Source organism: Thalassobacillus devorans, assembly GCF_900176565.1.
In the GTDB taxonomy this organism is placed as follows: domain Bacteria; phylum Bacillota; class Bacilli; order Bacillales; family Halobacillaceae; genus Thalassobacillus; species Thalassobacillus devorans_A.
This window is the reverse complement of sequence record NZ_FXEH01000003.1, coordinates 1-14,276: the sequence shown is the minus strand read 5'-3', so window position 1 is coordinate 14,276 and position 14,276 is coordinate 1. Positions and strand designations below refer to the sequence as shown.

The 14,276-nt window shown below is 43.4% G+C and carries 8 protein-coding genes, 10 tRNA genes and 2 rRNA genes; 1 reads left to right on the top strand and 19 read right to left on the bottom strand.

Annotated elements, in window-relative coordinates; genetic code table 11:
- Positions 1 to 447: 447 nt before the first annotated feature.
- The 5 genes from glmM to sigW form a co-directional block, all read right to left on the bottom strand.
- The gene (gene glmM, locus B9Y67_RS00760; protein ID WP_085504904.1) at positions 448 to 1,797 is read right to left on the bottom strand and encodes a phosphoglucosamine mutase; all 1,350 of its coding nucleotides are present in this window, start codon (positions 1,795 to 1,797) and stop codon (positions 448 to 450) included.
- 41 nt (positions 1,798 to 1,838) lie between these two features.
- A complete protein-coding gene (locus tag B9Y67_RS00755) occupies positions 1,839 to 3,077 on the bottom strand; it encodes a CdaR family protein (RefSeq protein WP_085504903.1) in 1,239 nt (412 codons plus the stop codon).
- Entirely contained in the window at positions 3,070 to 3,885 is an 816-nt protein-coding gene (cdaA, locus tag B9Y67_RS00750; RefSeq protein ID WP_085504902.1) for a diadenylate cyclase CdaA, read from the bottom strand. The genes B9Y67_RS00755 and cdaA overlap by 8 nt, the downstream gene beginning before the upstream one ends.
- A 209-nt stretch (positions 3,886 to 4,094) precedes the next feature.
- Positions 4,095 to 4,745 (bottom strand): anti-sigma factor family protein, encoded by a 651-nt coding sequence (locus B9Y67_RS00745; protein WP_085504901.1) that lies wholly within the window; start codon positions 4,743 to 4,745, stop codon positions 4,095 to 4,097.
- 14 nt (positions 4,746 to 4,759) lie between these two features.
- On the bottom strand, positions 4,760 to 5,323 hold the full coding sequence (sigW, locus tag B9Y67_RS00740) for an RNA polymerase sigma factor SigW (RefSeq protein WP_062438544.1): 564 nt from the start codon (positions 5,321 to 5,323) through the stop codon (positions 4,760 to 4,762).
- A gap of 167 nt (positions 5,324 to 5,490) precedes the next feature.
- Between sigW and B9Y67_RS00735 the strand changes: the two genes are divergently transcribed.
- Positions 5,491 to 5,643, top strand: coding sequence for an aspartyl-phosphate phosphatase Spo0E family protein (locus B9Y67_RS00735; protein ID WP_085504900.1), 153 nt, complete (start codon positions 5,491 to 5,493; stop codon positions 5,641 to 5,643).
- 123 nt (positions 5,644 to 5,766) lie between these two features.
- Here B9Y67_RS00735 and rocF read toward each other — a convergent pair whose 3' ends face one another.
- From rocF to B9Y67_RS20855, 14 genes are all read right to left on the bottom strand, one after another.
- Positions 5,767 to 6,669, bottom strand: a complete 903-nt coding sequence (gene rocF, locus B9Y67_RS00730; RefSeq protein WP_085504899.1) for an arginase — start codon at positions 6,667 to 6,669, stop codon at positions 5,767 to 5,769.
- 220 nt (positions 6,670 to 6,889) lie between these two features.
- A tRNA-Ala gene (locus tag B9Y67_RS00725) sits at positions 6,890 to 6,965 on the bottom strand.
- A 171-nt stretch (positions 6,966 to 7,136) separates the two neighbouring features.
- Positions 7,137 to 7,211: transfer RNA gene (locus B9Y67_RS00720), tRNA-Gly, on the bottom strand.
- Positions 7,212 to 7,227: 16 nt separating this feature from the next.
- Positions 7,228 to 7,300 (bottom strand) — tRNA-Lys (locus B9Y67_RS00715).
- Between the two features lie 75 nt (positions 7,301 to 7,375).
- A tRNA-Gln gene (locus B9Y67_RS00710) sits at positions 7,376 to 7,450 on the bottom strand.
- A 73-nt stretch (positions 7,451 to 7,523) separates the two neighbouring features.
- Positions 7,524 to 7,609, bottom strand: a tRNA-Tyr gene (locus tag B9Y67_RS00705).
- 446 nt (positions 7,610 to 8,055) lie between these two features.
- Positions 8,056 to 8,128: transfer RNA gene (locus B9Y67_RS00700), tRNA-Thr, on the bottom strand.
- A gap of 153 nt (positions 8,129 to 8,281) precedes the next feature.
- Positions 8,282 to 8,357, bottom strand: a tRNA-Val gene (locus B9Y67_RS00695).
- A 4-nt stretch (positions 8,358 to 8,361) separates the two neighbouring features.
- Positions 8,362 to 8,436 (bottom strand) — tRNA-Glu (locus tag B9Y67_RS00690).
- Positions 8,437 to 8,863: 427 nt separating this feature from the next.
- Complete coding sequence (locus tag B9Y67_RS00685; protein ID WP_085504898.1) at positions 8,864 to 13,225, bottom strand: S8 family serine peptidase; 4,362 nt, start codon at positions 13,223 to 13,225, stop codon at positions 8,864 to 8,866.
- A gap of 233 nt (positions 13,226 to 13,458) precedes the next feature.
- Positions 13,459 to 13,530 (bottom strand) — tRNA-Thr (locus tag B9Y67_RS00680).
- 3 nt (positions 13,531 to 13,533) lie between these two features.
- Positions 13,534 to 13,608: transfer RNA gene (locus B9Y67_RS00675), tRNA-Asn, on the bottom strand.
- Between the two features lie 350 nt (positions 13,609 to 13,958).
- A 5S ribosomal RNA gene (rrf, locus tag B9Y67_RS00670) occupies positions 13,959 to 14,072 on the bottom strand.
- A 78-nt stretch (positions 14,073 to 14,150) separates the two neighbouring features.
- Positions 14,151 to 14,276 (bottom strand): 23S ribosomal RNA (locus B9Y67_RS20855); the annotation flags it as partial.

Here is a 14,276-nt window from a genome sequence, read left to right as displayed (position 1 = left end):
TGCCCCTTTCTCGTGTTTACTATGATTGGTCTGCACTTTATTCAGCTTTGTTGTCCGAAAGAGTCGCCTCTTTGTTTTAAAAGCTGAACAGACGGTTGAAGTGCAACAACCGGGAGGCATCCGCCGAAAGCTCGATGAACCTCCTCCTCGTCAACTATTTTCATGCCGAACGAAAATAGTCCTGGCGCTTTAAATGATTGTTCTTGAAAAACTATCCTCCTTACCTTCCTTGAATGCACCCCTACTCCATTACCTTAGTAAGCCATCTTTAAACCTGCAGGCAAAAAAGCAAGGCTACTAACCATTTTACTCGAGAAAGATTTTAAAGGTCAATCATTATTTTTTTACCTTTACACAAATGACTTCCCATTGTAACAATCTTATAAACTCGACTATAACAAAATATGCGCAGCCAGCTGTGATGTGCCGGCTGCGCATTCTGAAACATTACTCCGTCATACCCAATTCTTCTTGTACAACTTCCACTACTTGATCAACATATTTCTCGCAATCTTCTTCTGTTGGTGCTTCTACCATGATGCGTACAAGTGGTTCCGTACCGGAAGGCCGTACAAGAACACGTCCTTGCGTTCCCATCTCTTCTTCTACCGCTTTAATTGTATCCTGAATACGCGGGTGAGTCTGAACCGCAGCTTTATCGGTTACTTTCACATTTTTCAAGACCTGTGGGAATTTCTTCATTTCAGCAGCAAGTTCCGATAACGGCTTGCCTGTATCTTTCATGACATTGATGAGCTGCAATGCACTAAGCATTCCATCCCCTGTCGTATTGTAATCTAAGAAGATGATATGACCGGATTGCTCTCCGCCCAGATTGTAACCGCCCTGTCTCATTTCTTCCATTACATATCGGTCGCCTACCGCTGTTTTATCGCTCTTCATCCCATTAGCTTCAATCGCTTTATAGAAACCAAGGTTGCTCATAACCGTAGAGACGACGGTAGAATGATTCAACATGCCGGAATTGTTCATATGCTTCCCGCATATGTACATGATATGGTCTCCGTCAACAATATTACCTTTTTCGTCCACAGCAATCAGTCGATCTCCATCACCATCAAACGCAAGTCCGATATCGGCTCCTTTATCAAGAACAAGCTTCCTGACTGCCTCCGGATGCGTGGATCCTACACCATCGTTGATGTTCAATCCATCCGGAGATGAACCGATAGAAGAAATATCGGCTTCCAGATCAGCAAACATATGGGATGCAAGTGCGGAAGTGGCGCCGTGAGCACAATCTAATGCAAGATGAAGACCATCGAAGTCATGATCGACCGTCTGTTTCAGATATTGCATATAGCGTTGAGCTCCTTCGAAATAATCGTTTACCTGACCGAGGTCTCCTCCCGTAGGACGAGGAAGGTCATCGCTATCTTTATCGAGTAATGCCTCAATTTCTTCTTCCTGCTCATCGGAAAGTTTGAAACCATCCGGTCCAAAGAATTTAATCCCGTTATCTTCCACCGGGTTGTGGGAAGCAGAAATCATGACACCTGCTTCAGCACCAAGCGCTTTTGTCAAATAGGCTACTCCTGGTGTAGAAATGACACCGACCCTCATGACCTCGGCTCCGATTGAGAGCAGACCAGCTGTTAAAGCTCCCTCCAGCATATGGCAGGAAATCCTCGTATCCCGACCTATCAGAACTTTTGGTCTTTCTACTCCTTTTGTTACTGCATAACCGCCGAATCGTCCTAATTTAAAAGCAAGTTCCGGAGTCAAATCTTTATTTGCTACTCCTCTGACTCCATCTGTACCAAAATATTTACCCATGATGTCTAATCTCTCCTTCATTCGTTACAAACATTCTATTTTTATCCGATTCGTATCATTGCATTGGGGTCGTTCAGCTCATATGCTGCATTATCCGGCCCGGTTATTTCAATAGGCACTTCGTGCTCCCCAGCCTCTAAACCGGACACATCAATTTCTGCCTGAAAATCTTCCGCTTGCAGATTTTCAATGTCTTCTTCTTTACCAAGAACAGTCAATGATATTTGTTGATCTTCCGGATCCAGAAAACTTACGGAACCTTCTTCAGGAGGGTTTGCTACCCCAATTTCTATCGAGTCGATTACTTGTTCTGCCTGATCTTTAGATTCCATCACTTCAATGTCCACTTCTATTGTTTCAGGCTCTACTTTCCGGATACCATCAGGTACTGGTACCACCACTTCCTGGGTTTCCGATTCAGATAAATCCGTGGTGTCTACATTGATGTTAGCGATTCGGCCTATTTGACTGATTGCTTCCAAAGGCCCGTAAATCGTTACCTCCTCTACATCCGGTGTAACGGATTGGATGGCATAGCCTTCTGCCGGCTCTCCTTCCGTTTGAACCTCTATCGGTACCTGTTTACTTGGTACATCTATAGGAACAGTAACGTCCACCACATTCGGTTCTACCAGCACGTCCAATTCGTTTCCTTGCATATCATATACTTTTACAGGAGCCTGGACGTTTTCTATCGTCTCCGTAGTGTCCCGGACATCGACCATCGCCTTCACAAGCGCTACACTATCCACAAGTTCTTTCCCGCCGGTAATGGTCACTTTCCCAGGAGTAATTTTGGCATCACCGATTTCATAATTTTCCACCAGTTCCTGGTCATTGATCAGATCCACACCAACATCAAACTCTCGCTCCACTTTTTCCTCAATGGTGACCTGAACGGTTCTAGGCTCAATATTGACGTGAAGTCGATTGGAAATACCACTATGCTGGACATTCACCGTATGAACTCCTGGACCATAACCTTCTAAGTTTACATAGACTTCAAAATTTTTCTGTCTAACTAGTGGTGTCATTACGCTGTTCGGGCCCTCCAATGTCATCGAAACATTTTGAGGCGCTCCACTGACTGTATACTTATCATCATCATAGATCAAGTCCAATGGAATGTTATTCAACACTTCAAATTCACTCGACCCATCATTAATCAATAATGCATCGCTTTGAGAGTTATCATCCAGGTTGACAGTCGTCCACAGCAAGATAGCAAGCAGTAACGAAATGACACGAATAAACCAGGGGCTGTTAAACCATTTATCCATCTTTCTTCCCCCTCCAGTTCCATGTCTTCACAGGAACTTTGGTCGGTACATTCAATTCTTTATGAAGGATTTCACTCAGCTTTTCCTGACTCAATTCTCGATGTAACTCACCATTTTTGGTGCATGATATGTTTCCTGTTTCTTCAGATACAATGATCGTCAGCGCATCAGTTACTTCACTGATTCCCATAGCTGCGCGATGCCGTGTACCCAATTCCTTGGAGATGAATGGACTTTCCGACAATGGCAGGTAGCATGCAGCAGCGACAATTTCATCGCCACGTATGATTACTGCGCCATCGTGTAAAGGCGTATTGGGAATGAAGATATTTGTCAGCAACTCGCTCGTCAACCGGCCTTCGATATTGATTCCGGTTTCCACATAATCTCCCATCCCTGTTTCTCTTTCAATCGTAATCAATGCACCAATCCGGCGCTTAGCCATATAATTACAAGATTTTATGATGGCTTGGATGGATTTTTCCACCCCTTGATCCTCAGAAGTCGTTCTGCTGAAAAAGCTGCCGCGCCCTAACTGTTCTAACGCACGTCTGAACTCAGGCTGGAAAAGAATGATGATTGCAAGAAAACCCCAGGTGATTGCCTGTGAAGTCAGCCACCTTAAGGTAGTCAGCCCGAATAAGTTGCTAAACAGCCATATCGCCAGGACAACGAATATCCCTTTTAACAGCTGGACTGCCTTCGTTCCCCTGATCAACATGATCAATTTATATACAACAAACCAGACGAGGGCGATATCAATAGCTATAAGTAAGTAATCCAATAAGTCTAGTCCCCCATCAAGCATGCCTACACTTCCTTTTATAAGTAATTACAAGATAAAAACAAAGTACATATAATTATAGCATACTTACCAGTCACAGTGATAATGCTCTCCCATGCCAAGCTTATAAAAAGACAGAATCGTCGGCGTCCTTGAAAGTTCTTAGTGCCTCTTATATCTTAACTACTAACGCTATAAAAAAAGACTGCCCTGCCTGACAGTCTTTCTCATTATTACTCTTTAGCTAAAGAAAATACACTCTCCCATGTATTTTTGATATGATACCACATCCACTCAAACACTTGATTCACTTCATTGACTTCCCCGCTGACATAAGCCATATATTTCTCTCCATCGAGAGGGGAATCTTCCCTGTTGTCCTGGTTTAAGAGATCTCCGTTTATAATGGTGACATCTCCATTGACTGCTCCCTCAATTCGTAAATCCCCATTTCGAACGACCAGATCCCCGTTAACCGTCACATCTTCCGGTACGATGACCACCTGGTTTTTTATTACTAAGTTTTCTTGTTTAGAAACTGTCACCTGCTGATCTTCTGTCCATGCAGAAAAAATACCGCCGAACATCATCAGGAAAAACACCGCCGCAGCCGTAAAGAACGGATGGTTTCTGAACCACTTCGTATAATGATTACGTTTCTTCTGCTTTGGAAGATTAGCCATCACGTTTGAGGTGAAGTCCTGGGGTGCCGATATGGGACTTGAACTCTTCACCAGACTGATCGTCCGCTTCAGCTCATGAAAGTGGGTCTGGCACTCCTGGCATGCCTGGAGATGCATGCGCAATTTCTTTTCTTCGGCTTGCGTTAAATGGTCGTCTAAATATTTATGCATTAAAGCGATAGCTTCTTCTTTACAATTCATTCCCTCTCACTCCTTTACACGTGGCGAAGCCTTTTTCGCAACGTTTCCCTCCCCCGGTGAATCCGGGTTTTCACGGTACCTACAGGAATTTCCAACACTTCTGCTATTTCCTGCAGGGACAGTTCATCTAAAAACCTTAGTACAATTACACTACGGTATTTAGGAGGTAATGCTAATATCTCTTTGTGAATATAAGTCTGTAATTCCAGACTTTCCACTTCTTCTTCGGGCAAAGCTTGATCTGCCGCTATTTGGGAGTACATGCTCAATCCTTCCGTCCCCTTTACTTCCGCATCCAGAAAATAATCCGGTTTCTTTTTACGTATGCGGTCGATGGTAAGGTTGGTGGCAATTCGATAGAGCCAGGTTGAAAACTTCCTCCGTTCATCAAAGCGGTCAATGTTGGTATAAGCCCGAATAAAGGCTTCCTGTGCAAGATCCTCTGCTTCATGAGCGTTTCCTATCATCCGGAAACAAATTTGATACACTTTATTTTGATAAAAAGAAACTACATCTTCAAATGCAGCCTGATTTCCTTTTTTTATTTGTTTGATTTTCTCTTTTATCACGGTTTCCATTCTTTTATACCTCCGCTATACTTGCGGTATTACCTGTACGAATGAGCAGCTCGTAAGGTTTCAAAAAATATCTAAGAAAATTTTCCCATTTAAAGTTTAACATTTTTCATAGCAGGGTATGGACATTCAAATAAAAAAATAATTACATTTTATTATTGGAGGGCGTCATGGAACAAAAAAAGTTGATTTTAGTGGAAATTGAAAGATGCAGAAAAGAAATGAATGATTTGAGCAAACATTTAGATTTATCTTCCGAAGAGGTAGTAAGTATAAGCAGACAATTAGATGAATTGCTTAACCAATTTGAAAAAGCGAGATAATAATAACAGCAACCTATCCTTAAAGATAAGCTGCTGTTATTTTTTTACTTTAAATTTAACTTTGTTAAAATCTATGGCTTCCACCATAAGTACTTAGCGATAAGCCAGGTTTCTCTAATGGCTTTATAATAATTTCTCACCGAATAAAGACCCCATCAAACCTACAGCCACACTTGCTGTCTTATTTTTTTCGTCAAGAATCGGATTTACTTCAACAAATTCAGCCGAAGTCACCAGACCAGACTCATGCAGCATTTCCATAGCTAAGTGACTCTCCCGATAGCTCAATCCACCCATGACTGGCGTTCCTACTCCTGGAGCAGTATCCGGATCTAAACCATCCAGGTCCAGACTCAAATGAAGCCCATCGGTACGATCTTTCAAGTATTCGATGGTTTCCTGCATCACAGCGGACATGCCAAGCCGGTCGACTTCATGCATCGTAAAGACCTTGATTCCTTTTTCTTTAATCAGCTCTCGCTCCCCTGCATCCAAAGAACGTGCACCAATAATGACGATGTTCTCTGGCTTCACTTTCGGCTGGTAACCATGGATGTTAACCAGCCTCTGGTGGCCGATACCCAGACTAACGGCAAGCGGCATTCCATGAATGTTGCCAGACGGCGATGTTTCATTGTTATTCAAATCACCATGAGCATCATACCAAATGACACCGAGATTTTCATAATGCTTGGACACACCTGCAAGGGTTCCTATTGCAATACTATGGTCACCGCCAAGAATAAGCGGAAAACTTCCCTCTTCGATTATGTCATCTACTCGTTGTGCGAGCTTTTCGTTACCTTCCATCACTTCATTCAAGTTGCGTAGGTTATCAACAAGTTCCTTTTGTTCACCCTTCTGCTGCGCAATTTCAACATTGCCCAGGTCTTCGATCGCAAGCTCCAACTTTTCTAACCGCTCGAGAACCCCTGCATAGCGAATCGCGCTCGGTCCCATATCTACGCCACGTCGGTTTTGTCCCAGATCCATCGGTACTCCCAAAATCGATAGCTTCTTCATCATTTCATCCTCCTTCTTCTACTCTCCATTATTGTAGACGCTTTCAGACAAATGACTCAACCGGACATGATTGTGTATATATATACGGTAGCTCCCGCAGCTACTCGCCTCGTGCAGAGGTATGTATGACGTTTGTAATAAACGAAAAAAAGCTGACATGGTAGTAGCATGTCAGCTTTTTTCTCGTCTGAATTTATGAAGTCGCTAGTAATGGTACAAGAAATGGTGGAGCCTAGCGGGATCGAACCGCTGACCTCCTGCGTGCAAAGCAGGCGCTCTCCCAGCTGAGCTAAGGCCCCGATATAAGAAGGTTATTCGACGTAGTAAAAGATTAAATGGAGCACTTTTCAGTACACGACTAATCTTTAGCAAGGATGTTTACTCGACGTAGTAAAAGATTAAATGGAGCACTTCCAGTACACGATTGATTTTTAACAAAGAGGTTCACTCGACGTAGTCAAAAATCTTTATGGAGCGGGAGACGGGATTCGAACCCGCGACCCCCACCTTGGCAAGGTGGTGTTCTACCACTGAACTACTCCCGCTTAACAGTGATACAAGTGAGCCATGAAGGATTCGAACCTTCGACCCTCTGATTAAAAGTCAGATGCTCTACCAACTGAGCTAATGGCTCATTATTTAATGAAGTATTACAACCTGATTGAGCAATGTGCTCGTCTCGTTGCTAGCTTATGCTCATTAATAAAAATGGCTGGCCCAGCTGGATTCGAACCAGCGCATGACGGAATCAAAATCCGCTGCCTTACCGCTTGGCTATGGGCCATTAAAAAAATAGTACAAGTATTAAGTACTATTTGCTTTTTTTATAAAGTTAATTCATAGATAAATAAAATAAATGGTGGAGGGAGTAGGACTCGAACCTACGAACCCGATGGGAGCGGATTTACAGTCCGCCGCGTTTGGCCAACTTCGCTATCCCTCCAAGAAAGTCACTTGAAAAGTATAACAGAAATACCTACTATAATTCAACAGTTTTCTACAAGAAATTATTGGTACTACTGTTTTCTTTAAGGATGCACTGTCCAGTACTACGATCGTTTTCCTGCAAGAAGGTTATTCGACGTTGTAGGAAAACATAGTAAGATGCACTTTTCAGTACTACTATCGTTCCTTATCATAGAAGATTATTCGACGTAGTCAAGGAACAATTTAATGGTGCACTTTTCAGCACTACTATCGTTTTCCAGCAGGAAGTCTATTCGACGTTGTAGGAAAACATAGTAAGATGCACTTTTCAGTACTACTATCGTTCCTTATCATAGAAGATTATTCGACGTAGTCAAGGAACAATTTAATGGTGCACTTTGCAGCACTACTATTGTTTTCCAGCAAGAAGTCTATTCGACGTTGTAGGAAAACATAGTAAGATGCCGGCCAGAGGACTTGAACCCCCAACCTACTGATTACAAGTCAGTTGCTCTACCAATTGAGCTAGACCGGCATAGTTTAAGTGTAAACAGGATTTTTATAGAATTGTGCTCGTCTCGTTGTCAGTTTATTCGGTGAAGCCTACGCTCCTCGCAAAGCCTACAATGGTGTAATTCGAGGAAGTTTACGGCTTCTCTACCAATTGAGCTAGACCGGCAAAATTCAATGGTGGAGGATGCAGGGTTCGAACCTGCGACCCCTTGCTTGTAAGGCAAGTGCTCTCCCAGCTGAGCTAATCCTCCAAAGTGGTGACCCGTACGGGATTCGAACCCGTGTTACCGCCGTGAAAGGGCGGTGTCTTAACCACTTGACCAACGGGCCATTGAAGCAGTTGACAGCCTGTTGAAAGGTTGTCCTCTCAAACTGACAAATATTATTATATACAGCCGCTTAGTACTTTGTAAAGAGAAATTTTAAATTTTTTTCTTATTGCTTTCTCTCTCCACTTTCTATTGAAAAAAGCTGCCCTTGAATCTCCAATCATCTACATTGATATTAGCCCCTGGTACTGTCTCATACATGACTGTGGACTCTCTCTTACCATGGACTTTTTCTCTTTTATTTTTAAATCCGTCTCTCATAATTTCGAAATTGTCTCTCAATAGTTAAAAATTTGCTCTCTTCTAATGTATTTATCTTATATACGGGGCGCTTGTCTCACTTATTGATTAAAAATAAGCAAAAAGTTAATCGACTGCACAACCTAAAAAAGAGCCGCCCCGAACTGGGGCAGCTCCTTAAACCGGCCTTATTCTTCTGTGTTAATATAAAGTTTTCCTTCTGCAGCTTCTTCAGCCACATTACCATAATCATCGGCAGCTTTTACAACAATCTCGGCACCTTCTGCTACTAGGTTAGAGGTTGCTGTCCAGTAGCCAACATAATGCCCTTCTTCCGTCTCCATCATTGGCAGCTCTGTAGCCTGATCAGAGAAGTTAGTAAGTGGCATTCTGATATAGAAAGTTGCGTCAAGTCCAGGACCGGCATCGAACTCGATCTTGACAGACTCACCAGCCTGCATATACTTATCTTCTGTTGGTTGTAGATTTTCAATATCAGTTGCATTAAATTTAGCATCCACAGTGACTGACTCTTCCGCACTGTTACCCGCTAAATCTGTTGCAGTGACTACTATTTCGTTTTCACCTTCTGATAGCATGATGCGTTTGGAGTATGCACCGTCCTCATCCACATCAGCAGTTTGACCATTAACTTCGACACGATCAAGGTTTTCTTCTTCTACTTGACCTGCAACTGTAATGACTTCTTTATTTGTTTTATCGCCATTAGTTGGAGTGTCAATTGTCAAGACAGGGTTGTCTTGATCCAATGTCACTACTACAGGGGCAGATGGTTCAGTGGAACCGTTATCCATGGAAGATATCGCTGTCAGCTCATTTTCTCCTGTTTCCAGGGTGATATCAACAGCAAAGCTTCCATCTTCAGTAGCTCCTGTAGTGCCTGCCTCCTCACCATCGTTGTAGACAGTGACTGTTGTCGTTGGTGCAGCACTACCTTCTACTGTAATGGATTCCTGATTGGTATAGGACCCATCAGCTGGAGATTCAATTACAGGAGCCTCCGCCGCATAATCGACTAGTGCTCTAATCATGTAATTGCCTTCCGCTTCTGGAGATTTGCTCCAGCTGCCGCCTACAAGCTGCCAGCTGCGGTCAGCATAATCTCCGTCTTCATCCGTAGCCAGACCAGGAGAGTACGGGTTAGGTTGTGTCTGGATATACACCATATAGAAATCACCATTCGCGACAATTCCCTTATCGGAAAGGTCTACATGTGTCCATTCTCCATTTCTTAATGCTTCCGCTTCATAAGGACCACCGATTTTTTCACCTGGCGCCCCATCTGTTCCTGTAGCATCATAAACTTCTACCTGGAACTCATTGCCGCCCGGTACTGGCCATTCCTCTGTCCAGAAGCGGAACAGTCCACCAGTAACCATAGCGGATTCCTGTCCTTCTTCCAGGGACATTTTAACAGCCCAGCCATTACCAGCATCATAGAATGCACGAGCGTTTTCGGCAGTACCGTCATCATATCCGATTTCACCTGGATAACCGATGAATGGTGCCAATTCTACTTCCACTGTATTGGTAGCACCACCCTCGATGGTAACAGGGACATCTTCACCATGATAGGACGGAGCCATCACTCTTAAAGTATAATCGCCTTCATAGGCTTCTAGAGTGAATGTACCATTTTCTCCTGTTTCAACCGGGGCTACTGCGGCATCTTCGATAAGCATCAAGGTAGCGCCCTCGATTGGTTCACCAGTCTGTTCGTTTGTTACGGTGCCTTCCAGTGTACCTGTCGCAATAGGATTCAGCGTGAAATTAGCACTTACTGATCCATCTTCTGGAACAGATACGGATTGCTCACTTGGATGGAAACCATAAGCATCAGCCACCACCGTAAAGTCACCTGCAGCATGCATTAATCTGTAACTTCCATCGGCAGGATTAGTACTGACCGAACGATCAGATTCTACCACAGTAACAGTTGCATCCAACGGTAATACATTTGGCTGTACTTCCTTCTTTTTCTTTCCTTTTTCTTTATATTGAGGGACTTGTACCTCAATAACTTCTCCTGGAAGCAGCTTCTTAGCGTTAACCGGTTTTTTCATTTTCGCTGAGCCCTTATCTACTACTCCTAATTCAGACTTTTTAGTCGATTGCTTATTAGTTGTAGCAGAAGACCCAGATGATTGATCAGTTAAAGCTACATCGTCGATAAACAAGCCTTCTCTGGTCACACTATAGTCTGTGTCCACATGGAAACCGACAAAAACATTCTGACCCGCATAACTGGAAAGGTTTACTTCCGAGGTTATCCAGCCATCCGTAGTTCCATTATACTCGGCCAGTTGCTCCCAGTTTTCCATATCGGTAGAAACAACCACATGACCATAGTCATAATTGTTTTCAAGGTTATACCAGGTTTGGAATTGTAGGTAGGTTTCACCTTCAGGGACTTCAACTGGCGGCATGATTAATGTCATATCACTATTGTTATCATAGTCGCCTGTCAAATTGGTTCCATAAACTTTTTCACCTGAGCCAGCACTTTCCGGCCCATCTTCAGGCACACCCCATTCCCAGCTGTTATTCTCGCCAAATGATAACCAGCCACTTGGGATAGTTTCAAAGTCCTGTTCATAGCCAATGGTAATGGCATCTTTGATGGCAACTTCATAAGTATCTGACTCTACTTCATTACCCCCAAAGTCACTTACTACCCATTTATAATGGAGTTGGCTTCCGCTAATATCTTCACCATTAAGGATTGTTTGATAGGTTCCCTGCAGATAATCTCCATCTACCAGGTCAGCCGGGAATGTCTCCCACGTACCTCTTTGGTCGATTCGGTAAGAAAGCTCAACGGTGCTTACGCTGACATTATCACTTACATCTGCAACTAACGTTAACGGAACACCTTCATAAGTTTCACTTGGAGATTCATGTTCAATGGAAGGAGCTTCATCATCTTCTCCTTCTTCATATACATAACCTTTAATTTCGCCAATACCGCTGACAACTGCTGATACAGCAGTATAAGCATTCACAATACCATGGCCATAACCTTCATTTGGATCTTCAGGATATTGGTCATTAGTAGTTGTATCTGCTGTTTCAAGCATCAACTCTTCCAGGTCATCTACTGACAAAGAGTTATCTGCCTGTAATAGCAATGCAGCTGTACCCGCTACGTGAGGGCCAGCCATTGATGTTCCATTCCATCCGCCTTCATAGCCGCCGCCCGGAACAGAAGAGCGAACGTTGGCCCCGGGTGCTGAAATATCCGGCTTGATTTCTCCATCATATGGAGATGGACCTCTGGAAGAAAAGCTGGCCAAGCCGTCAGTAGCAGTAGTTGCACCTACTGCAATAGATTCCGGATAGTTGGATGGTGCGGCAATTGTTCCATCACCAGGTCCATCGTTACCAGCAGAGAATACTGGTACAATACCAGACTCACGCCAGTTTTGAACCATCGGGCGATACCACTCATCAAGCCCGGGACCGCCGCCCCATGAGTTGTTAACAACATCAGGCGCCTGCTCGGGATGAGGGTTACCATCGTCATCTTTTGGAGCTAATATCCATTCACCAGCTTCTAAAAGATCGACATCTGTGCCGCCAGCTGCAGTAAATGCTTTAACACCAATCCATTTTGATCCAGGTGCCACACCTACCTGGTTAGAACCATCTTCTTCAGCACCTACCATTGTTCCCATGGTGTGGGTACCGTGACCATGGTCATCGTACGGAGCGCCTTGCCCTGCAGTAGCATCAAACCAATTGAATTCATGATCAGCAGTGTCAGGGTTTGCTGGGTCAAATCCGCGGTATTTCTCCTTTAGAGCAGGGTGGTCCCACTCTACCCCTGTATCAATGTTAGCCACCACAACCCCTGAACCATCGATTCCAGTTTCAGACCATACTTGCGGGGCTCCAACACGGTCGATGTTCCATTCCGTATTATTGGTTTCTGCTTTGTCAGTCGCTTTAGTAAGAGACGCTTTCGTTTCTTCCACTGCTCCTTCTACCTGAGGATTCAGCTGTCGTGTACGGTTAGGAAGAATTTTTTCTACTTCAGGTAAAACAGCTATCTTTTTCATGACTTCTTCATTACTAGTAACTGCCATCGCATTTACGATATAATAAGATTGAAACGAGGAGACACTGCCTTGTTTTTCAGCTTCGGTCAGCAGCTTCTTCAATTGTTGCTGCGTTTCGATGGCCGTCGAACGAAGTTCTGTCACAACTGCAGATGCCTTTACTCGTTTCATTTGCTGCGCTGTAAGAGAAGCCTTACTATCCTCTGCCTTGGATAACGCTTCTTGTGCAGCTTTTTTTGTGTCACCCTGCTCTTTCATTTTCACAAGGTAAGTAACTTCCTTCTGATCAGCAAACAAATCGATCAGGTCTTGATTCACCTTATTATTCACTTGTTGTTTATTATCTTTGATGGATACATTTGGGGAATTCTCAGCTGCGGCACTGGTGTAATTGAAGAAAGGTACAATTAAGGCTAGTACTAATGTTAGACTGAGCCATTTTAAAAACCTTTTCTTTCTTTGGGTGCCCAATACAAAAACCCCTTTCTATTTTTTATTCCAACAAAGACTTACTTTTTACCCACTATCCTCCTTCCTTTATTTTTTGAATCTTCCGATATTCTTAAGATGTTGATATAAATTTACTAAAAATTTACATGATTTGCTAGCTTCTATCCCGAAAACAGTAAAAAACACATAGGAAAAATAGTTAAATAGACACAAAAAAGCGATTTCCTATAAAAGGAAATCGCTTTTCATTTAAGAGCTTCCAGCCGGATTTGAACCGGCGACCCCTTCCTTACCATGGAAGTGCTCTACCACTGAGCTATGGAAGCAAATGGCTCCACCGGTAGGATTCGAACCTACGACCAATCGGTTAACAGCCGATTGCTCTACCACTGAGCTACGGTGGAATAATATAATTATGTATGTCATGGAGCTTCAATCCAAGTTTTATGCTCGTCGTTCAACTCTATTGTTCATCTTGCTGGCTGAATGAGTAATGTTGAACTTCTCGCAAAGCTTGCTTCGTAGTTTATTCGAAGAGGTTGGCTTCGCTACGGTGGAATAATATAATTATGTATGTCATGGAGCTTCAATCCAAGTTTTATGCTCGTCGTTCAACTCTATTGTTCATCTTGCTGGCTGAATGAGTAATGTTGAGCTCCTCGCAAAGCCTACATTGTAGTGTTTCCAAGATGTTTACGGCTTCGCTACGGTGGAATAATCAACTTTTACTATTATCATTGGATATAAAGAAAAAGCCTAGCGGCGTCCTACTCTCACGGGGATAAACCCGACTACCATCGGCGCTGGAGAGCTTAACTGCTGTGTTCGGCATGGGAACAGGTGTGACCTCTCCGCTATCGCCACTAGACCTTGACTATTTAATTGAGGTGAACCCTCAAAACTAGATAAGCAACATTCAACCACAAACATCTTTCACGAAATTAGGTTAGTTAAGTCCTCGATCGATTAGTATCCGTCAGCTCCACGTGTCACCACGCTTCCACCTCGGACCTATCTACCTCATCGTCTCTGAGGGATCTTACTCACTCGAAGTGATGGGAAATCTCATCTA